At 44.1% G+C, this 20328-nt stretch carries 18 protein-coding genes; 9 read left to right on the top strand and 9 right to left on the bottom strand.

Translation table 11 applies throughout. From position 1 onward, the window contains the following. Window positions 1-50 precede the first annotated feature (50 nt). The 5 genes from guaA to mneS all read right to left on the bottom strand — a co-directional run bounded on the left by guaA (window position 51) and on the right by mneS (window position 7171). Window positions 51-1592 carry a glutamine-hydrolyzing GMP synthase gene (guaA, locus tag KXZ66_RS03395; protein WP_031315522.1) on the bottom strand — a complete coding sequence of 514 codons (1542 nt, stop codon included), beginning with the start codon at window positions 1590-1592 and terminating at the stop codon, window positions 51-53. A 162-nt stretch (window positions 1593-1754) separates the two neighbouring features. After that, window positions 1755-3968: a DUF4129 domain-containing transglutaminase family protein gene (locus KXZ66_RS03390; RefSeq protein ID WP_219144806.1), complete on the bottom strand. Its 2214-nt coding sequence runs from the start codon at window positions 3966-3968 to the stop codon at window positions 1755-1757. A 21-nt stretch (window positions 3969-3989) separates the two neighbouring features. Next, the gene (locus KXZ66_RS03385) at window positions 3990-5186 is read right to left on the bottom strand and encodes a DUF58 domain-containing protein (protein WP_219144805.1); all 1197 of its coding nucleotides are present in this window, start codon (window positions 5184-5186) and stop codon (window positions 3990-3992) included. Continuing rightward, entirely contained in the window at window positions 5186-6148 is a 963-nt protein-coding gene (locus tag KXZ66_RS03380) for an AAA family ATPase (RefSeq protein ID WP_219144804.1), read from the bottom strand. The genes KXZ66_RS03385 and KXZ66_RS03380 overlap by 1 nt, the downstream gene beginning before the upstream one ends. 150 nt (window positions 6149-6298) lie before the next feature. Next, complete coding sequence (gene mneS, locus KXZ66_RS03375) at window positions 6299-7171, bottom strand: manganese transporter MneS (protein ID WP_015382984.1); 873 nt, start codon at window positions 7169-7171, stop codon at window positions 6299-6301. A 73-nt stretch (window positions 7172-7244) separates the two neighbouring features. On the opposite strand from mneS, the gene KXZ66_RS03370 reads away from it, so the two are divergent. The 7 genes from KXZ66_RS03370 to KXZ66_RS03340 all read left to right on the top strand — a co-directional run bounded on the left by KXZ66_RS03370 (window position 7245) and on the right by KXZ66_RS03340 (window position 13228). Further along, window positions 7245-7532 carry a hypothetical protein gene (locus KXZ66_RS03370; protein ID WP_080121055.1) on the top strand — a complete coding sequence of 96 codons (288 nt, stop codon included), beginning with the start codon at window positions 7245-7247 and terminating at the stop codon, window positions 7530-7532. Window positions 7533-7569: 37 nt separating this feature from the next. Next, window positions 7570-8979, top strand: a complete 1410-nt coding sequence (gabP, locus tag KXZ66_RS03365; RefSeq protein ID WP_038827718.1) for a GABA permease — start codon at window positions 7570-7572, stop codon at window positions 8977-8979. A 151-nt stretch (window positions 8980-9130) separates the two neighbouring features. After that, window positions 9131-10672 (top strand): outer spore coat copper-dependent laccase CotA, encoded by a 1542-nt coding sequence (cotA, locus tag KXZ66_RS03360; RefSeq protein ID WP_029317398.1) that lies wholly within the window; start codon window positions 9131-9133, stop codon window positions 10670-10672. A gap of 98 nt (window positions 10673-10770) precedes the next feature. Beyond that, window positions 10771-11760 (top strand): DUF4003 domain-containing protein, encoded by a 990-nt coding sequence (locus KXZ66_RS03355; RefSeq protein ID WP_041851252.1) that lies wholly within the window; start codon window positions 10771-10773, stop codon window positions 11758-11760. Between the two features lie 12 nt (window positions 11761-11772). Next, window positions 11773-12588 carry an alpha/beta fold hydrolase gene (locus KXZ66_RS03350; RefSeq protein ID WP_219144803.1) on the top strand — a complete coding sequence of 272 codons (816 nt, stop codon included), beginning with the start codon at window positions 11773-11775 and terminating at the stop codon, window positions 12586-12588. 82 nt (window positions 12589-12670) lie between these two features. Next, a complete protein-coding gene (locus tag KXZ66_RS03345) occupies window positions 12671-12880 on the top strand; it encodes a cold-shock protein (RefSeq protein WP_003234008.1) in 210 nt (69 codons plus the stop codon). A 189-nt stretch (window positions 12881-13069) separates the two neighbouring features. After that, window positions 13070-13228 (top strand): hypothetical protein, encoded by a 159-nt coding sequence (locus KXZ66_RS03340; protein WP_015382979.1) that lies wholly within the window; start codon window positions 13070-13072, stop codon window positions 13226-13228. Between the two features lie 33 nt (window positions 13229-13261). On the opposite strand, the gene KXZ66_RS03335 is transcribed toward KXZ66_RS03340, so the two are convergent. Both KXZ66_RS03335 and walM read right to left on the bottom strand, forming a co-directional pair. Further along, entirely contained in the window at window positions 13262-14308 is a 1047-nt protein-coding gene (locus KXZ66_RS03335; RefSeq protein ID WP_038827715.1) for a PD40 domain-containing protein, read from the bottom strand. Between the two features lie 65 nt (window positions 14309-14373). Then, on the bottom strand, window positions 14374-14745 hold the full coding sequence (gene walM / locus KXZ66_RS03330; protein WP_003234013.1) for a cell wall metabolism protein WalM: 372 nt from the start codon (window positions 14743-14745) through the stop codon (window positions 14374-14376). Between the two features lie 437 nt (window positions 14746-15182). On the opposite strand from walM, the gene bdhA reads away from it, so the two are divergent. Continuing rightward, a complete protein-coding gene (bdhA, locus tag KXZ66_RS03325; RefSeq protein WP_219144802.1) occupies window positions 15183-16223 on the top strand; it encodes a (R,R)-butanediol dehydrogenase in 1041 nt (346 codons plus the stop codon). 47 nt (window positions 16224-16270) lie between these two features. On the opposite strand, the gene iolT is transcribed toward bdhA, so the two are convergent. Continuing rightward, window positions 16271-17692 carry a myo-inositol transporter IolT gene (gene iolT, locus KXZ66_RS03320; RefSeq protein ID WP_038827713.1) on the bottom strand — a complete coding sequence of 474 codons (1422 nt, stop codon included), beginning with the start codon at window positions 17690-17692 and terminating at the stop codon, window positions 16271-16273. A 583-nt stretch (window positions 17693-18275) separates the two neighbouring features. On the opposite strand from iolT, the gene KXZ66_RS03315 reads away from it, so the two are divergent. Then, on the top strand, window positions 18276-19301 hold the full coding sequence (locus tag KXZ66_RS03315; protein WP_070548644.1) for a potassium channel family protein: 1026 nt from the start codon (window positions 18276-18278) through the stop codon (window positions 19299-19301). Window positions 19302-19347: 46 nt separating this feature from the next. On the opposite strand, the gene KXZ66_RS03310 is transcribed toward KXZ66_RS03315, so the two are convergent. After that, a complete protein-coding gene (locus KXZ66_RS03310; protein ID WP_038827710.1) occupies window positions 19348-20319 on the bottom strand; it encodes an SPFH domain-containing protein in 972 nt (323 codons plus the stop codon). Between the last annotated feature and the right edge of the window lie 9 nt (window positions 20320-20328).

Genomic DNA, 20328 nt, shown 5'->3' with positions numbered 1-20328 from the left:
AAAAAAAACGCCCCTTTTGAAAAAGGGACGTTTTTCTCATTGTTATTTACTTATTCCCACTCAATCGTCGCAGGCGGCTTACTTGTAATATCGTACACCACGCGGTTAATGTGCTTCACTTCGTTTACGATACGTGTCGAAATGACTTCAAGCACATCCCACGGGATACGCGCCCAGTCAGATGTCATGCCGTCGATTGATGTAACGGCACGGATTCCGATTGTGTAATCATATGTTCTTGCGTCACCCATAACACCAACGCTGCGGATGTCAGGAAGAACAGTGAAGTATTGCCAGATATCACGCTCTAACCCGTGATTTGCAACTTCTTCACGCAAGATTGCATCTGATTCACGAACGATTTCCAGTTTTTCTTCTGTTACTTCGCCGAGAACACGGATTCCGAGGCCCGGTCCTGGGAACGGCTGACGCCATACGATTTCATCCGGAATGCCGAGCTCTGTGCCAAGCGCGCGCACTTCGTCTTTGAAGAGCGTGTTTAACGGCTCGATCAGCTCAAACTGCATGTCTTCAGGAAGTCCGCCGACATTGTGGTGAGATTTGATCGTTTGCGCCGTTGCTGTACCGCTCTCGATGATATCTGTGTAAAGCGTACCTTGTGCAAGGTAGTCGATGCCTTTGAGCTTGTCCGCTTCATCATCAAACACGTAAATGAATTCATTACCGATGATTTTGCGTTTTTGTTCAGGATCAGAAACGCCTTTTAGTTTGTTTAAGAATCGATCTTTTGCGTCTACTTTAATCACATTCATGTTAAAGCCTTCGCTGAATGTTTTCATAACACCCTCAGCTTCGCCTTTACGGAGAAGACCATGGTCTACAAAGATACAAGTCAGCTGGTCGCCGATCGCTTTATGAATCAAAACAGCAACAACAGAGGAATCAACGCCGCCGCTTAGCGCGCAAAGAACCTGTTTGTCTCCGACCGTTTCACGGATTTTTTGCATTTCGATTTCGATAAAGTTCTCCATTGACCATTCGCCTTCGCATTCGCAAACACCGAATACAAAGTTTTTCAGAAGATCATTGCCGTATTCAGAGTGGCGCACTTCCGGGTGGAACTGAACGCCATACCATTTTTTGTCCGCTTTGCTCATTGCTGAGTTCGGGCAGTGATGGCTTGTCGCGTCAACAGTGAAGCCTTCAGGAACTTCTACAACCAAATCGCCGTGGCTCATCCAAACCACTTGTTCGTTTGGAAGATCTTTGAACAAATCAGGTGTGCCTTCGATGCGGATATTTGCTTTTCCGTATTCACGCTGGCTTGCCGCTTCAACTTTACCGCCAAGGTAATGAGTCATCAGCTGCATGCCGTAGCAAATTCCCAAAACAGGAATATCAAGCTCGAAGATTTTCTCGTCACAGCGGAAAGAGTTTTCATCATACACACTGTTTGGACCGCCGGATAAAATAATTCCTTTTGGATTCATTTTTTTAATTTCTTCAGCCGTCAATGTATGTGGATGCAGCTCGCTGTAAACACCGAATTCACGGATACGGCGTGTAATCAGCTGGTTATACTGACTGCCGAAATCAAGGACAAGAATCATTTCATTCACTAACTTTGTCATGGTTGTCACCTAATCTCCTCTAAGTTTTTTGACACAGAAAAAAACGAGGACAGATATGAAGCTCGCTCCGCCCTCTTTGGCAAGGCCGTTTGCCGGAGTCAGGCCAACTCGCTCCCAGACTCCGATAATATTCACTAATTCTAACAACACGTTGATAAGCGGTCAAGACCATCTGCTTTTAATTAAATTTTCCCATAACTCTTTGGAATCATTCCAAAGCGCTGAAGAATCTTCATTTCTGTAAAGCGCCCTTTCATAGCTTAATGTCAGCTTTGACATGTCTTCTATGTCGTATTTTTCATCGATTCGTTTTGCATAATCACGCAACGTTTCACTGCCTCGTTTCGGCAGCCCTTTTCTCTTCAGTTGTTTCAGCAGCGCGTCATATGCCTCAAAAAACGCGTGCTGATCGCTGCGCCGCTTCAATTTCCTCACGGTGAAAACAGGAATCCATAACGAGCGGAAAACATACAGCAATACAGCTGCCACCAGGAGGACTGCAAGAACCGCAAGCGCTGCATACAAGCCCGCACCTGCATTGGTATGTGAAGCGGACGGCTTTTTAGAAACAGCTGGCTCCCGTTTTTCCTTTTGTTTTTCTTCTTTTTGCGGCTGTTTTTTCTCTTCTTTCTGTTTCTCTTGTGCTTTCTTCGGCGAGCTGCTGTTATCGCTGCCGGAGTCCTTTGTGTCAGAAGAAGTAAATTCAGCCGGATTTGTAAACCCTTTAGTCGGCTCAAATGTAACCCAGCCCTGTTCCGGGAAATACACCTCTACCCAGGAATGGGCATTGTTATTTGTCACTTCGTAAATGCTGCCATTTTTGTTCCCTGCTTCTTTGTATTCGCCGGACGTATAACCCTTTACCCAGCGGGCCGGAATCCCGGCCGAGCGCAAGAGCACCACCATGGCGGAAGAAAAGTTATCACAATAACCCATTTTCGTTTCAAAGAGAAATTGATCGACATAATCTTCATCATTCTTCGGAATGGTCACGTTTTCTGTTTCATATGTGAACGCATTTGACCCTAAATAGTCCTCAACCGCTTTCACCTTATCAAACATATTGTCGTGATCCTGAGTCAGTTTGATCGCAAGGGTTCTCACCCGCTCTGGCAGTGAATCTGGAAGCTGCATGTAGCGATCGCTGAATGTGTACTCCTCACTGTTTTTTCTCACTTTTACCTTTCTCAGTTCATCCAGCTTATAGACCGGGGAATTGTACGTTACAGTATAATTTCCCATATTTCTGATTTCACCGGCTTGTTCACTGATCGGAGAAATTTGCTCCGTGTTGCCGTTCATTTCAAGTGAGACAGCCTGCTTTGGCTGAATGGTTTCCGCACCAATCGGATACATCAGATGATTATACCCGTAGTGCTTATCGACTTTTACACGGACGGTGCGGCGCTCTGTCGCAACCTTATGGTCAAACCACAGATTTTCAACTTTTCCATTGCTAAGCTGATACGACATGCCTGTGTCTGTTTCAATCCAGCCTTTTCCGGTATACGTGTCCTTCGTTTCCACACGGAAATACGTACGCTCTTTTCCCTGCCATGTAAAAACAGGTGTAGCATCCTGCTGGAACGGGCCGCCGAGTGATTCATCATGATTCCCGTATCCGATTTTGCTTTCCCCTGCAGACACGCGGTCTTGATGAGTGATTTTTTTAAGAAAAGGCACCGGATCAGGCCAGGCCGGCTCTGATTTTGGAGCGGCGAGTCCGAATCCCGTTGCAGCCAAAACCAATACAGATAAAGGAAGAAACCATTTCAGGACAGATGTTTTTGGCAGTGTGATTCTTTCCATCAGCTTAATGCGTTCCAAGTATAAAAGGCCCAGCATAAAGAAGCCGATCAGCACGATACGGATGACGGCAAAAGTGGCATCATATGGCGTAAAGGTATCAAGAATCGTAATATACGCTACTGTCATCAAAAAGAAAAACAAAATTCTTCTCTGGTAAATCACCCAATAATGCAGGAGATAGACCAGCAGCCACAGCAGCACAAAAAACAGCAGGGTCCGAAATGAAGGAATCATGTCATTCCATTGCCCTGATTGAATCAGCGTGATATTCAGATAGACATCCTGCAAAAAAGAGCTGACCCAGCTCAAGTCGAAAATAGGCCCTTGATAAAACAGGATGTGTATCGAGATCAATGTAAATATGACACAAAAAGGAACTGTGACAAACCACCTCATCCTGAAAAAAGTCAGCAGAAACGTCAAACCGATAAAGACACTAAAAAAGCCTGTATGTTTCGTTTCAGTAAAACTGTCAAGCGGCCTGAGCCACTCCCACAGCAATAAAAAAGCCAGAAAATAAAATAACAGCAAGCTCAAACGGCTTCCCTTGTGATCATCGTGCGGCATGTGAACCAGTCACCTCTCTTTCTAAACAACACGCGAAACTCGCCCGCCCCTCATGACCCGAACTCTGATTTGGCGTTTCATCATGCGTTCAATCATGGCATTTTCAGCTTGAGAGAGCACAGCATCTTTCTCTCTTGCCAGTATCACCGTAACCCGGCCGCCTCCTATTTCTGCGAGGTGCAGCATATCTTCCGTTAACTGTCCCGTGACAACAACTTGATCAGCTTGGCGAACAGATGGCTTTCCCAGCTCTTCCCGTGCATATCGGCTTATCGGGTCTGCCGCATCACAATGAGCGATGGCTAAATGCCGAAGCATGTGCTTAAAATGCTGATCCCCTTCCTGAATAGGGAAAATGTTTTTTTCCTTCCCGATGGAAGCCAGGCCAGCGCCCGCGCCGTTTTTTAAAACAGAATGAAGAATCGAAGCTGTCACTGAAACGACCTCTTCGAATGCGTCTGAGGAAAAACGGTCCATCAGCAGAAACAGATTTTTGCTGCGAGAAGGCTCAAATTCCTTCGTCATCAGCTGGCTCCGCCGTGCAGATGTCTTCCAATCTAACGCAGCAAACCGGTCTCCCGGCTGATAATTCCGCACACTTGCTGCGACTGAGGAATGGTGCTCATGAATTGGAGAAGAACCGCTTACACCGTCTTCCTGATGCCTCTCATTCACCTGATAGGAAAAACGCTGATAGAATGGATAAACAAACAGGGTATCATCCAGCTCAAAAAATGCAGTTTTTTCAATCAAGCCAAGAACATCCCCGGTTCGCACCCTGACAGAATGAAAGTGATGCTCTCCGCGCGGTACCCGAGCTAATTCATACGACATCGTCATGCTCCGTTTAAACCAAGGAAAAACGAGCCGTTTGGCCGCGGCTCCGTCTCGATTTAATGACTCGATACCTTCTGGCAGGCAATCTTCAATCACCATATACATCAGGGGAAATGGCAGCTTTCTTCTCAGCGTAACCGTTACGCCCAGCCTGTCCCCCGCATGCAATTGTGTTTTATCCATTTGCCTTGAAGCCTGAAAAGAACGGAGCGGATACAAGGCCAGCAGCCCGGCATACAAGACAAAAGGGAGAAACGCGTAAAACAAAAACCAGCTGACAAAGCCGCCCTGAAACATCGCATAAGAAAAAACAGCAGCCGTCAATAAAGTTAATATAATCAGCTTCCAACCATATACGAGCCATTGCCATTTCTTATTCATCAGCGGACCGACGACCTTTGAACCGGCACCTTCACAGCTGACATGATCTCCCTTACGATCGCTTCTGCCTGAATCCCTTCAAATTTTGCCTCAGGATGAAGCATCATCCGGTGCGGCAGCGTGAAAGGAGCTAAATATTGAATATCATCCGGTATGACATAGTCGCGATGATGCAGCAGTGCGTATGCCTGTGCCGCTTTCATGAGGGCGATTGAGCCGCGCGGACTGACGCCTAATTGAACAGAAGGATGCTGTCTCGTTTTCTGCACAATTTCAACGATATATTCCTTAATGCTGTCATCAGCACGGACATTTTGCACTTCCCTCTGTAAAAAGATGAAGTCTTCTTTTGCAATAATCGGCTCAAGCGTCTCAATCGGATGGCTTTTTTCCTGAAGAGATAAGACGTCAAGCTCTTCATTAAAGGACGGATAACCCATCCGAAGTTTGAATAAAAACCGGTCAAGCTGGGCTTCCGGCAAAGGATAGGTTCCTTCATATTCGACCGGGTTTTGCGTTGCCATCACAAAAAAAGGAGCGGCAAGCTGCATCGTATGGCCATCTACCGTGACGCTTCCCTCTTCCATCGCTTCGAGCAAAGCCGACTGTGTCTTCGGAGAGGTACGGTTGATTTCATCGGCCAGCACGATATTTCCCATAATTGGGCCGGGACGATATTCAAATTCCATCGTTTTCGCATTATAGATAGATACCCCTGTTACATCAGATGGCAGCAAATCCGGAGTGAATTGGATTCTTTTGAAATCAGCGCCGATTGACTTTGCCAGCGCGCGGACCATCATCGTTTTTCCGACTCCGGGTACATCCTCAAGCAGCACATGCCCTTTGGCAAGAAGGGCTGCTAAGCTGAGTATGGCGATGTCTCGTTTTCCAACCATTACTCTATTAATATGTTCAACTGCTTTCCCCAGCAAAGGATGCAGGTCTTCTTGATATGCCATTCTTTTCCTCCTAGTCATCTACAAAATTCATCATAATGTAACCTAACTTTACCACAAAAAGCAATCTGTATAAAAAAACGATTCTAGCAAATTGTTTCCAATAAAGCTGGCCAAAACACACAAAAAAGCTTCCTGTGGCAGGAAGCTCAATTATTTGTGTTCTAAAGGCTCCATATGAACATGCGAATAATCAATCGCATGCTCCTCCTTCATTCTCCGCTCAATTTCATTGGCTATATCGTGGCTTTCCGTAATATTTAAATCTGCCGATACCTCAACCACCACATCAACATGAACCGTACTGCCCAAGTATCTTGCTTTTATGTCTTTTAAACGGCTCACACCGGAGATTTTTTCGATTGTCTGTTTATAAGCGGAAATGTCCTTTATGTCGAATCCATCTGTCAAAGAGTGAGATGACTCTTTAAAGATATCCCATGCGGTCTTGCAAATAAGCAGACCGATCACAAACGCAGTGACCGTATCAATCCAAGCAAGATGGAATTGAGCAGCTACAATGCCGATAAATGTGCCGATACTGACGAATGCGTCTGATTTATTATCAGCAGCCGCAGCAAGGAGCGCCTGGCTCTTCACCTTCTTGGCCAGCCTTTTATTGTACCGGTAAACGATCAGCATCAGGACTGCCCCGCCCGCTGCCGTCCAAGCCGCAATCATATCCGGCGTCTCTTGTTTAGCAGAAAAAATAGATTCTCCGGCGCTGAACAGCACTTGCAGGCCGACAACCATCATAATAAACGATGCGATAAGCGATGCAATCGTTTCCGCTCGAAAGTGGCCGTATGGATGATCTTCGTCAGGAGGCTTTTGAGAGATGCGCAGGCCAATCAGCACAGCAACAGAAGCAATAATGTCAGTTGTGTTATTTAATCCGTCTGCCGTAAGTGCTTCCGAGTGAAAAAGATAACCGATGATCAGTTTAATTGCGGAAAGAACTAGATACGCGGCAATGCTGACCAGCGCTCCGGATTCTCCCTTTTTCAGTTCATCATATCTCTCCATACAAAACCTCCTCCCCGCTCACATTTTCCTATTATTATCTTACAAAGCTGATCCGCAGTGGGTCTACAGAAACATGATTCACCCGCCACAGAAAAATAGTGACGATGGAACACTTTTTCTCTCATCCAATTTATTTGCTCCGCCAAAAAGCCCATCAGATCCAATGATACCAGCACTTCTCGCATTCTATCGAATTGTAAATAGTACACAAAATCACACAGCAAATAAAAAACGAAACATTTTTTCCACACATTCGCTGAAAGCGCAAACAAAACACTACAAATTTGAAATAAGCTGGTATATTTTCTTACACGAATTTTCGACAAACTGTATATTTATGATAGAGTTTCAATTATCATAATATTCAGTAATGATTGCATTTTAAAAGGAGGTAACTTATGAACCAGTCTCAATCAGGATTAAAAAAGGAATTAAAGACCCGCCATATGACAATGATTTCGATTGCCGGTGTAATCGGAGCCGGCCTATTTGTAGGCAGCGGTTCAGTGATTCACTCGACCGGTCCGGGTGCCGTTGTTTCTTACGCGTTAGCCGGATTATTGGTGATTTTTATTATGAGAATGCTCGGTGAGATGTCTGCCGTAAACCCGACGAGCGGATCGTTTTCTCAATACGCTCACGACGCCATCGGACCGTGGGCAGGATTTACAATCGGCTGGCTGTACTGGTTTTTCTGGGTGATCGTCATCGCGATCGAAGCCATTGCCGGTGCTGGCATTATTCAATACTGGTTCCATGATATTCCGCTGTGGCTGACAAGTTTGATCTTGACCATTGTGCTCACCCTGACAAACGTCTACTCCGTTAAGTCTTTCGGTGAGTTTGAATATTGGTTCTCCCTCATTAAAGTTGTGACTATCATTGCTTTTCTAATCGTTGGTTTTGCCTTTATTTTTGGCTTTGCACCGGGCAGTGAGCCAGTCGGTTTTTCGAATCTTACAGGCAAAGGCGGATTTTTCCCGGAGGGCATCAGCTCCGTATTGCTCGGCATTGTCGTTGTCATCTTCTCTTTTATGGGAACTGAAATCGTTGCCATTGCAGCAGGGGAAACATCCAACCCGATCGAATCTGTGACAAAAGCCACCAGATCCGTTGTATGGCGCATCATCGTCTTTTACGTGGGCTCAATCGCCATTGTCGTGGCGCTGTTGCCATGGAATTCAGCAAATATTTTAGAAAGCCCTTTCGTCGCTGTACTTGAGCATATAGGAGTGCCCGCAGCCGCACAGATTATGAACTTTATCGTCCTCACAGCCGTACTCTCTTGCCTGAATTCAGGTTTGTACACCACATCCAGAATGCTGTATTCACTTGCAGAAAGAAACGAAGCGCCGCGCCGTTTTATGAAATTGAGCAAAAAAGGCGTTCCCGTACAAGCCATTGTGGCCGGGACATTTTTCTCTTATATCGCGGTCGTAATGAACTATTTTTCACCGGATACCGTCTTTTTATTCTTAGTCAACTCATCAGGCGCAATCGCTTTACTCGTCTATCTTGTCATCGCAGTTTCCCAGCTGAAAATGCGGAAAAAACTCGAAAAAACAAACCCAGAAGCATTGAAGATCAAAATGTGGCTCTTCCCTTTCCTAACCTACTTGACCATCCTCGCCATTTGCGGAATTTTAGTGTCCATGGCGTTTATTGATTCCATGAGAGACGAGCTGCTGCTGACAGGCGTCATCACGGGAATCGTTCTGATTTCTTACCTTGTGTTCAGAAAACGCAATGTGAGCGAGAAAGCGGCTGCCAACCCAGTCACACAGCAGCAGCCCGATATCCTGCCTTAATGCTGATCAAATCCTAAACGGCCTGCCGTTTAGGATTTTGTTATTTTCTTCTTCGGGCAGTCTGCAGCACGAAGATTTTTTGTAACCATCACGTCCTTATTGTCATTAACTATAGTACCAATTTGGAAAATTTAGATAAGGAAAGATGAAAATGACACTTGAAAAATTTGTGGATGCTCTCCCAATCCCAGATACACTAAAGCCAGTACAGCAATCAAAAGAAAAAACATACTACGAAGTCACCATGGAGGAATGCACCCATCAGCTCCATCGCGATCTCCCTCCAACCCGCCTGTGGGGCTACAACGGCTTATTTCCGGGGCCGACCATTGAGGTTAAAAGAAATGAAAACGTATATGTAAAATGGATGAATAACCTTCCTTCCACGCATTTCCTTCCGATTGATCACACCATTCATCACAGTGACAGCCAGCATGAAGAGCCCGAGGTAAAGACTGTTGTTCATTTACACGGCGGCGTCACGCCAGATGATAGTGACGGGTATCCGGAGGCTTGGTTTTCCAAAGACTTTGAACAAACAGGACCTTATTTCAAAAGAGAGGTTTATCATTATCCAAACCAGCAGCGCGGGGCTATATTGTGGTATCACGATCACGCCATGGCGCTCACCAGGCTAAATGTCTATGCCGGACTTGTCGGTGCTTATATCATTCATGACCCAAAGGAAAAACGCTTAAAACTGCCTTCAGACGAATACGATGTGCCGCTTCTTATCACAGACCGCACGATCAATGAGGATGGTTCTTTGTTTTATCCGAGCGCACCGGAAAACCCTTCTCCGTCACTGCCTAATCCTTCAATCGTTCCGGCTTTTTGCGGAGAAACCATACTCGTCAACGGGAAGGTATGGCCATACTTGGAAGTCGAGCCAAGGAAATACCGATTCCGTGTCATCAACGCCTCCAATACAAGAACCTATAATCTGTCACTCGATAATGGCGGAGAGTTTATTCAGGTTGGTTCAGATGGAGGGCTCCTGCCGCGATCTGTTAAACTGAATTCTTTCAGCCTTGCGCCTGCTGAACGTTATGATATCATCATTGACTTCACAGCATATGAAGGAGAATCGATCATTTTGGCAAACAGCGCGGGCTGCGGCGGTGACGTCAATCCTGAAACAGATGCGAATATCATGCAATTCAGAGTCACAAAACCATTGGCACAAAAAGACGAAAGCAGAAAGCCGAAGTACCTCGCCTCATACCCTTCGGTACAGCATGAAAGAATACAAAACATCAGAACGTTAAAACTGGCAGGCACCCAGGACGAATACGGCAGACCCGTCCTTCTGCTTAATAACAAACGCTGGCACGATCCCGTCACAGAAGCACCAAAAGTCGGCACAACTGAAATATGGTCCATTATCAACCCAACACGCGGAACACATCCGATTCACCTGCATCTAGTCTCCTTCCGTGTATTAGACCGGCGGCCGTTTGATATCGCCCGTTATCAAGAAAGCGGGGAATTGTCCTATACCGGTCCGGCTGTCCCGCCGCCGCCAAGTGAAAAGGGCTGGAAAGACACCATTCAAGCGCATGCAGGTGAAGTCCTGAGAATCGCGGCGACATTCGGTCCGTACAGCGGACGATACGTATGGCATTGCCATATTCTAGAGCATGAAGACTATGACATGATGAGACCGATGGATATAACAGATCCCCATAAATAATCCGACAAACTTGCCTCTAGCAGGCAAGTTTTTTCTTTATGAAACCTTTGGCCCTATTTATCGTATTACGTAAAAACAGCAAAAAGGAGCTGCTTTTTATGCTGACACACAACCTACATGAAAAAATAAAGCAATACATTTCCATTTATGCTGAATTAAAATCAAAATTAAAATGGAAAGTTTCACACGATCAGATATTAATGCTCATTTCTTCTGCATATATTGTGAATAAAAGAGAGTTTGATTTTCAGCGCTTTTATGATTTGAGCAGCTATATCAAATCAAACATCGGCAGCTTCTCAACACTCAATTCACACCACCGCTTTACTGTTGCATCTATTCTGGACATTCATTTTCAGCATGAGGCAAAACAAACATTTCATACTTTTATCGATGTATACAATGAAATGGTGAAGCTAGGATATAAGCGGGATATGTTCACATACCTTTCCGCTCTAATCTTGCTCACCGGCAAATCTGAAACGACAAACCAAAAAGAACAGATGAACATGGGGCTAGCAGTTTATCAGCAGATGAAGAAAAATCATTATTTCCTCACTTCAACTCAGAATGTTCCGCTTGCCGTACTGCTTGGAGAAAACGGAGAAGGTTTGCAGGCGCTACAGAAGGCGGAAACATGCTATCAGCTGCTGGCAGCCAACGGCTTTAAAAAAGGACAGTACTTACATCAGGTCAGCCATATTCTGGCCTTGCAAAGTGAAAAAGAGCCCGAAATGATTGTTTCCGCTTGCAAACAGATATATCAATCGATCACTGAATCTGTCAAAAAACCAAAGGATTATCATTATCCAGACCTTGCTCTCCTCACATTTCTGGAAGAGCCAGATATCAAAACCGTTTTGTGCATCACTGACGAATTAAACCAGGAAAAAGCTTTTAAACGGCAAAAGGAAATGAATTTTAAAATTGCTGTCAGCCTCTATCTCAGTGAGCATATGGAGAAAAATCTGCTGATGGAATCAGGACTATACACCTCTATCGAAACAGTCATTCAAGCGCAGCAGGCAGCCGCGATAGCTGCCATCATCAGCTCAACAGCAGCCAGCCATACTCATGATGGAAACTAAAGGAGGAGAAACATGCCATACATCACATTAGAAGATCAGACACGCCTTTACTATGAAACACACGGGAGCGGGACGCCGATCCTGTTTATACATGGGGTGCTGATGAGCGGACAATTTTTCCACAAACAATTTTCGGCGCTTTCTGCCAATTATCAATGTATTCGTCTTGATCTTAGAGGACACGGCGAATCTGACAAAGTGCTTCACGGCCACACCATTTCCCAATATGCCCGTGACATAAGGGAATTTCTAAATGTAATGGAGCTTGATCATGTCGTTCTTGCCGGCTGGTCAATGGGCGCTTTTGTCGTATGGGATTATCTCAATCAATTTGGGAATGATAACATTCAAGCCGCTGTGATCATCGATCAATCCGCTTCCGACTATCAATGGGAGGGCTGGGAACACGGTCCATTTGATTTTGACGGCTTAAAAACAGCGATGCACGCCATTCAAACTGACCCGCTGCCTTTCTACGAAAGCTTCATCCAGAATATGTTCGCAGAACCGCCTGCCGAGACCGAAACAGAATGGATGCTGGCAGAAATCCTCAAACAGCCGGCTGCCATTTCTAGCACGATTTTATTTAACCAAACGGCCGCTGATTACCGGGGCACCCTCCAAAACATCAATGTGCCGACATTGCTGTGCTTCGGGGAAGACAAGAAATTTTTCTCTACAGCAGCTGGAGAACACTTGCGCAGCAATATTCCAAACGCGACACTCGTTACCTTTTCTAAAAGCAGCCATTGCCCGTTTTTAGAAGAGCCAGATGCTTTTAACAGCACACTCCTCTCCTTTTTAGATGGGGTTATTGGAAAGTCATAAAGAAAAAGGAATTAGGAGATTAGGGAAAAGTATGAGACAATATGAAGTGTGCAGTAAAATACATGAGGGAAGAAGTGACTTTATGTCTTACTATAACAAACGAAATCAAGAACCGCTGCCAAAAGAAGATGTGAGTACTTGGGAATGCACAAAAGAAGACTGTAATGGCTGGACCCGAAAAAACTTCGCCAGCAGTGATACGCCATTGTGCCCTTTATGCGGAAGTAAAATGGTCGACGGCATCCGTTCATTAGTGAATCTCCAAAACAACAGCCAAACGAAAACAAGCTAGTTCTTCCCTATAACAAATGCAGTCTCCTGCAAGCAAACAAACCCCGAACGGAGACAAAATTCTATATTTCAGAATAAAAGCCTCTCATTGCAAGAGGCCAAATACGAAGAAAGAAGCCCAAAACTGTAAACGTTTAGGGCTTTTTTGTCTGTTTTAATGGTATAATATGGATATAAGAGGAGGGATAACGTGATCTCAAACCAGCAGCAAAAAGACTTGAAAAAAAGAGCTGCGTTCAAAAAGCTGAATGTTGCAATGAACTTCTATGTTGAACTTCTGTTTTTGTCGGTCCCTCTGATTCATATCTTTAAATGGCTCGGATCATTAGCCCTGCACCTCATCCATTAAAAAAGCCACTCAGCTCATGCCGAGTGGTCTTTATTAGTTAATCACAGAAAAGCTGTTGATGATGCCGTTCGGATTTTCCCATACTTTTTTGAAGGTCTTATTTTCAAGGCTATAGGAATAAATCGTCCGCACCTTAGCTTCACGCCCTGTTTCGTCCTTCAGCTTTTTAGCCCCCTTGGCTTCGGCAAGAAAATAAATGTTCTTCCCATCCTTAGAAAACTGAGGCTGTGCGTCAATTAACAGCTTAAATGATTTCTGATTTGAGATGATGCTTTCATATTTTTTCGTATCCGCATTGAGCATTTGAATAGAAGCGGTTTGCTCCGTTCCTTTTTGCGTATATGATGTGAATAAAATACGTTTATCATCATCAGAAACAGCAATATCGCTGATAAATTGGTTCAGGCTTTTCAGCTCATTAAATTTATGTTGACGGCCTTCCGCAAAATGAATCGTTGTCGGTTCAGGGTCGATGCCCTTTTCGTTTGCTTCATCTGTTTTCTTGTAGTCTTCTTCTACAGAATAATGAAGCAATGCAAATGAATCGTTTTTTTGGTTATAAAAGAAGCTGCTAACGGTGTTATCCTGATCATTAGCGGCAGGATAAAGATTTTTGTACTTTTTTGTTTTCAGATCAAAAGCGGCGATCCGAAAATTGCTTTCGTCCGCTTTTCCTAAGCGGAAATAGATGGTTGAACGGTCCTTTGATAAAAACAAACTGTCCGCACTCTCCGCGCCTTTATAAAGCACCGTCTTTTTATTAGACTTTAGATCCAGTTTAAAAAGCCTCATTTCATTCTGTTCATTATTGCCCGTATAATAGAGCACCTGCTGTTTTTGATCCAAGGCAAATGCCGGATAGCTGGTCAGCTTCTCCTCATGGATCACCTTGTCATTTTCATAATACTTTGTCAGCAGATCCGTATCTGTAATTGAAACCAGCAGCTCATCACCGCTTTCGGTATTGACTGAAACATCAGCAGCCTTCTCATGGCCTTTATCCTTTGCAACATAAAACGCAACCCCCGCGGCAGCTGCCGCTATTATCACTGCTAACAATAATATGATTCTTTTTTTCATCTTTTATCTCCACCAATAGAAAAAGCAAGAATGTGACTTCTTGCTTTCCAGATTATATATGTACATTAATAGCTGTAATGCCCCGCTACTTTACCTTTGCTTAATGGATATCCAAGCGCTTTAAACGCTTTAGGGCTAACATCCAGCACTGCATTAGGCATTCTGCCAACATCATTTTTATAAACCGTAATCACCTTTTTAGGCTTCGCTTTTGCATAAGCTCTGATTTTTGTCCCGTTTCTAGGAACATCAAATCCGATTTTGGTCGCACAATCCCAATGTCCAAGTTTCTTACCTGAAGAGCCTTTTTTCCCGACTCCATTATACCAAGTAATATTTCCGTTCACATGTTTCGCACTGGCATCTGATGAAAAACTAAAAGCTCCCAAAGTACTTCCTACTAAGATAAAAGCGGCTAAAATGACTTTCTTCAACATTTCGTCCCCCTGTTTGTTAACATCTAGGAAGATTATACACGATCAACCAGCTATTTTTTATTTCAATATCCTTACAGTAATGTTACAAAGTCAAAAAAGTTACCTCTGTTAAATTAAACCATGGAAGATTATCCTATTATAATAGCAGTATTAGCGTTATAATTATTGATAGAGTAGTTGTCGCATTCAATATGAACGAACCATTACCGTATTGTTCAAACCAAATTCATAGCTATGTAAACGATTGATACTCTCATATAAAGAAAAAAGAGTGTGCGAGACCCTTTTTTCTTCAAAGTTTCTTTTTTCAAAAAAACGTAGATTATATTATATAAAAATTTCATTTCTTTTTTGGTTTTAAAAATGGCGATTTTGTGAACAGTTCATATTGACCGGTGCGGAATTACTCACATCAAAAGCTATAGGAGTGGTAATCCATGAAGGCAGCAAGATGGCATAACCAAAAGGATATCCGTATTGAACATATCGAAGAGCCAAAAACGGAGCCGGGAAAAGTAAAGATCAAAGTCAAATGGTGCGGCATCTGCGGAAGTGATTTACACGAATATCTGGGCGGCCCGATCTTTATTCCGGTTGACAAACCGCATCCATTAACAAATGAAACGGCACCTGTCACAATGGGGCATGAATTCTCCGGTGAAGTTGTCGAAGTCGGAGAAGGCGTTGAAAATTATAAAGTTGGAGACCGCGTCGTAGTCGAGCCGATTTTTGCTACACACGGCCACCAAGGCGCCTACAACCTTGATGAACAAATGGGATTCCTCGGCTTAGCCGGCGGAGGCGGCGGTTTCTCTGAATACGTCTCTGTAGATGAAGAGCTTTTGTTCAAACTTCCTGATGAATTATCATATGAACAAGGCGCGCTCGTTGAACCTTCTGCAGTTGCTCTATACGCTGTCCGCTCAAGCAAACTCAAAGCAGGCGACAAAGCGGCTGTATTCGGCTGCGGCCCGATCGGACTTCTTGTCATTGAAGCGCTAAAGGCTGCCGGTGCAACTGATATTTACGCTGTTGAGCTTTCTCCTGAACGCCAGCAAAAAGCTGAGGAGCTTGGCGCGATCATCGTTGATCCGTCTAAAACAGACGATGTAGTCGCTGAGATTGCAGAACGTACAGGAGGCGGTGTTGACGTAGCATTCGAAGTCACGGGTGTCCCAGTGGTGTTACGACAAGCCATCCAGTCCACTACAATTGCCGGTGAAACCGTCATCGTCAGCATTTGGGAAAAAGGTGCTGAAATCCATCCGAACGATATCGTAATCAAAGAACGTACAGTAAAAGGAATTATCGGATACCGCGACATCTTCCCGGCTGTATTGTCATTAATGAAAGAAGGCTATTTCTCAGCCGACAAACTCGTAACGAAAAAAATCGTACTAGATGATTTGATCGAGGAAGGCTTCGGGGCTCTTATTAAAGAGAAAAGCCAAGTCAAAATCCTTGTCAAACCTAACTAATTTGAAACCAAAAAGAATCCGCACTCGGGTGCGGATTCTTTTTTTAATTATCCAATCACTTCAGCCCCAGAATCCTTCTTTGCCCCGCCGTGATCATAAGCGCGGAAGTTTTCCTCCAGTTGCTCAAGCGAAAGCCCTTTCGTTTCCGGCAAAAACCTCTTCACAAACAAGACAGAGCAAATTCCTAATCCAACGAAGATAAAGAACGTTGTGGACAGCCCGATGGCTGCCAGCAATATTGGAAACGTGAAACTGACTGCAAAATTCACCATCCACAGACAGAATACCGTAACACCCATTCCCAGTCCGCGAAGGCGAAGCGGGAAAATTTCAGATAGCATCAGCCAAGTCACTGGTGAAATGGCGCCCTGCTGAAAAGCAAGAAATGTGACCGTTAATGACAGGACTACATATGGAAGTGCCGGTGATCCTTCAAGTACAAGTGAGAATATCCCGATTAGCAATAACGCTGTTGTCGTACCGATCAAGCCTGTCATCAGCATCGGCCGGCGCCCCACTCTTCCCAGCAACCAGATTCCGACGAATGTTGCCAATACCGAAATCACGCCATTCGCAATATTTCCGATTAAAGCGGCTTCCGTTTGGAAACCAGAATTTCTTAGAATTTCAGTCCCATAATACATAATCGAATTAACACCTGTAATTTGCTGTACAATCGCAATCCCTAATCCAATAAACACAATACGGCGCACCCATGGGACTGAAAGATCTTTAAACGTTGCTTTATCAAGCTGATCTTCTTTTTTGAAAGCGAATTCAATTTCTTGCAGCTCAGCTGCTGCCCGCTTTTCATCCCTGATTTTTTTCAAAACACGCAAAGCATCTTCTTTTCTCCCTTTCGAAACAAGCCAGCGGGGACTCTCGGGCATTCTGATCATGCCGAAAAACAGGAACACGGCTGGAAGCGACGCAATGACCAGCATGAACCTCCACACATGGGAGTTGTCTCCCATTGTTGTTCCAAGGATTGCATTAAAAACAAAGGCCAAAAGCTGTCCTGATACAATCATCAATTCGTTCTGCGTCACCATCCGTCCCCTGCTTTCCACAGGAGACATCTCTGCTAAATAGGCAGGCACCGTTACGGATGCACCCCCAACCGCAATACCAAGCACAAAACGGGAAATAATCATGACCGTAACATTTGGAGCAAACGTACACCCGATCGTTGAAATGAAAAATATAACAGCGAGGAACAAAATATTTTTGCGGCGGCCGTTAAAATCAGACATCCTGCCGCCAAACACAGCACCCAGCGCGGCTCCAAAAAGAAGTGAACTGGTGACAAGGCCCTCTGTGAAGGCATTGAGATTAAGCTGATCCGGCTCTCCCATATACGGTAAAGCTCCATTGAGCACACCGGTATCATAGCCAAAAAGAAGCCCGCCGAAAGTGGAGACTAAAATAATTGTACGTAAAAATGACATTTGATTGCCTTGTTTATTCATACTGTTTCCCCCAGTCTTTTTCAAAATGCGTATGTCAAAAACTTATTCCAGGGCTGCTGCCTTCCTCACATTTTGTAAGCAGGCTTCAGAAAATAGTTGTTCATGTTTTTATCCAATAACCTCATAACCTTCCCTTCTTCTTAGCATGTCAGTCCCAATGGAAGCGATTTCATTTCTCACTAAAAGAGAAATGGTCATTTCTTTGTGCATAACCTTGTAAATTTGGCATTTAATAGTCACTTGATAGTTCAATTGTAGTGATATGATAGTTATATTTTTGTTACATCTGATATTATCATAATTATAAAAACGCTTTCAGTCAATATAAATTTCTGAAAATTTTTTACTCTATAAAAGGAAAATCACCAATTCAAGGGGAAAATGAACGTTTTTCTTCATGAAAATGTGTGAATCAAGTCAAAAATCCTGTGATTTTTTGTTCATATCGATAAATGAGTAAGTGTTGGTTAACTTCTCCTATTTTTCTCTGTAAAATCAAACATTCGCTCAATTGTTTCAGACTCAGGATAAAAGGAAATAGAGAAGAAAATAAAAGAAGGCTGACTTAAGGGAGGCAACCAAAATGAATGAGGGTTATATCATTGCAGGCCTTTTATTATTGACAGCGGGGATGATTGATTTTTTATGGACCACGTTATGGTTAGAGAGCGGTGCAGGCCCGATCACAAGATGCCTGTCTGCCTGGCTGTGGAAGGGCTGCCGCAGAATCAGCGGTGACCACGCAAAGGTTCTAAGTATGGCTGGTCCTCTGCTGTTATGCCTGACGTTAGTGATATGGATCAGTCTATTTTGGGGCGGGTGGGTTTTGATTTACTCGAGTGACCCTCACTCACTTATGGAAACTCAATCAAAAGAACCTTCTTCCTGGTCAGACCGAATTTATTTTTCCGGCTATGTCATGTTTACATTAGGAAATGGCGACCTCGCTCCGAACGGAGGCCTATGGAAGCTTGTCACGATTATTGAAACAGCTCAAGGACTGCTTACCATCACGTTTTCTGTCACGTATTTGATTTCCGTCTTGAGTGCGGTTAATCAAAAACGCTCCTTTGCCCAAAGTGTATTAAGTCTAGGGCATGACGGAACAGAAATCGTCCATAATGCATGGAATGGCAAAGATTTTCACGACATTGATTTTCTTCTTGTCGCTGCCTCATCAGAACTGGGAAAGCTGACCGCTCAGCATAACGCCTTCCCCATCCTTCATTTTTACCACAGCACGCAGAATCAGGAATCATCCATTATAGCTGTTGCTGTATTGGATGAAGCTCTAACCATTTTCAAATACGGAATTCCTGAACAATATCAGCCGAATCAGCTTCATATCAAAGAAGCGCGCTCAAGTATCAAAAACTATCTGGATACCGTTCATACTGCCTATATCCATCCTGCAGAACAAGCGCCGCCGGAACCAGACATCTCAAAGCTTCAACAATCAGGCATACCGGCTTTATCAAAGCAAACATTTCAAATTGCCGTCAATTCAATAAAGGAACGTCGTCAATTGCTGCTGGGAATTATCCAAGCGGGTGCTCGAAAATGGCCTGTTCAGGAGCAAGCAATAGGTAACGCTTATTCTTCTAAATAAAAAAGTCCCGAGCGCTGATCACTCCGGACTTTTCACTGTATGAGTCTTACACAAGCTTCTGGCCGCAATTCGGACAAAAATTGGCTTCGCCCGTTTTTGTTCCGCAGTTTGGACAGAAATTCGGTTTGCTTCCGCTGCCAGTTGACTGTGGGCCTGATGACTGTGCCTGCTGATTTTGATTCATTTGGTTCATCATCTGATTGGCCATATTCATTCCCATCATCATTCCAGCCATATCCGAAGCCGCTCCGCCTCCGCTCATCTTTCCGGATGCCATTCCATCCGTCATTGATATTTGCTGGTATCTGTTCACATCCCCAACCATACCGTAGGAAGCGTTCTTTGTAATCATATCTTGAACCTCTTGAGGGTAATTAAAGCTCATGATTTGAAAACCAGTGACCGTCATCCCGTCGCTTATTAATTGCATATCTAAGTCCTCTTGAATTCCCTTGGCAATATCAAAAGCGTTTGCTTGAAGATTAAACATATCTTTCCCTTCTCTTGTGATCCACTTCATGAGAAGCTGATCCAGAATAGAAATGATACGGGTTTTAATATCCTCTACAAAATATTGATCTTTCACGCCAGCGATTTTATCAATCAGGCTGATATAGTCCTGCACCTTGAAATTAAATGTGCCGTTTGCGCGAATGGGCATCCCGCCTGGCATTCCCGCTGCCGGAATATTTATCGCCTGTTTTGTTCCCCATCTTACGGTAAATTCCTTCGTATTGACAAACAGCACCTCAGCTCGCATGCCGCTGTTAAAGCCAAACTTAAAGCCCTTTAACGTTGAAAGGAATGGAATAATTTCTGATTCAATATCATAATCGCCATCATCTTGAAAGACTCCTTCAACCCGCCCATTGTTCAAAAAGACAGCATCCTGTCCGGGACGAATGATTAAACGGCTCCCTTTTTTGATTTCACGATTTTTCCATTTATAAAAAATCATATCATCTCTAAATTCTTCCCACTCTACTACATTCGCTAATTGATTTCTGAAAAACGACATTACGCCTCT

Source organism: Bacillus sp. LJBS17, assembly GCF_019334685.1.
GTDB lineage: Bacteria > Bacillota > Bacilli > Bacillales > Bacillaceae > Bacillus > Bacillus subtilis.
Note: the sequence above shows the minus strand (reverse complement) of the source record. Positions and strands in the feature narration are given on the sequence as shown.

What these genes read in the sequence shown, in the direction of transcription:
- guaA (WP_031315522.1), bottom strand. Translation starts at nt 1,592, where the DNA reads ATGACAAAGTTAGTGAATGAAATGATTCTTGTCCTTGATTTCGGCAGT.
- KXZ66_RS03390 (WP_219144806.1), bottom strand. Translation starts at nt 3,968, where the DNA reads ATGCCGCACGATGATCACAAGGGAAGCCGTTTGAGCTTGCTGTTATTT.
- KXZ66_RS03385 (WP_219144805.1), bottom strand. Translation starts at nt 5,186, where the DNA reads ATGAATAAGAAATGGCAATGGCTCGTATATGGTTGGAAGCTGATTATA.
- KXZ66_RS03380 (WP_219144804.1), bottom strand. Translation starts at nt 6,148, where the DNA reads ATGGCATATCAAGAAGACCTGCATCCTTTGCTGGGGAAAGCAGTTGAA.
- mneS (WP_015382984.1), bottom strand. Translation starts at nt 7,171, where the DNA reads ATGGAGAGATATGATGAACTGAAAAAGGGAGAATCCGGAGCGCTGGTC.
- KXZ66_RS03370 (WP_080121055.1), top strand. Translation starts at nt 7,245, where the DNA reads ATGATTCACCCGCCACAGAAAAATAGTGACGATGGAACACTTTTTCTC.
- gabP (WP_038827718.1), top strand. Translation starts at nt 7,570, where the DNA reads ATGAACCAGTCTCAATCAGGATTAAAAAAGGAATTAAAGACCCGCCAT.
- cotA (WP_029317398.1), top strand. Translation starts at nt 9,131, where the DNA reads ATGACACTTGAAAAATTTGTGGATGCTCTCCCAATCCCAGATACACTA.
- KXZ66_RS03355 (WP_041851252.1), top strand. Translation starts at nt 10,771, where the DNA reads ATGCTGACACACAACCTACATGAAAAAATAAAGCAATACATTTCCATT.
- KXZ66_RS03350 (WP_219144803.1), top strand. Translation starts at nt 11,773, where the DNA reads ATGCCATACATCACATTAGAAGATCAGACACGCCTTTACTATGAAACA.
- KXZ66_RS03345 (WP_003234008.1), top strand. Translation starts at nt 12,671, where the DNA reads ATGTCTTACTATAACAAACGAAATCAAGAACCGCTGCCAAAAGAAGAT.
- KXZ66_RS03335 (WP_038827715.1), bottom strand. Translation starts at nt 14,308, where the DNA reads ATGAAAAAAAGAATCATATTATTGTTAGCAGTGATAATAGCGGCAGCT.
- walM (WP_003234013.1), bottom strand. Translation starts at nt 14,745, where the DNA reads ATGTTGAAGAAAGTCATTTTAGCCGCTTTTATCTTAGTAGGAAGTACT.
- bdhA (WP_219144802.1), top strand. Translation starts at nt 15,183, where the DNA reads ATGAAGGCAGCAAGATGGCATAACCAAAAGGATATCCGTATTGAACAT.
- iolT (WP_038827713.1), bottom strand. Translation starts at nt 17,692, where the DNA reads ATGAATAAACAAGGCAATCAAATGTCATTTTTACGTACAATTATTTTA.
- KXZ66_RS03315 (WP_070548644.1), top strand. Translation starts at nt 18,276, where the DNA reads ATGAATGAGGGTTATATCATTGCAGGCCTTTTATTATTGACAGCGGGG.
- KXZ66_RS03310 (WP_038827710.1), bottom strand. Translation starts at nt 20,319, where the DNA reads ATGTCGTTTTTCAGAAATCAATTAGCGAATGTAGTAGAGTGGGAAGAA.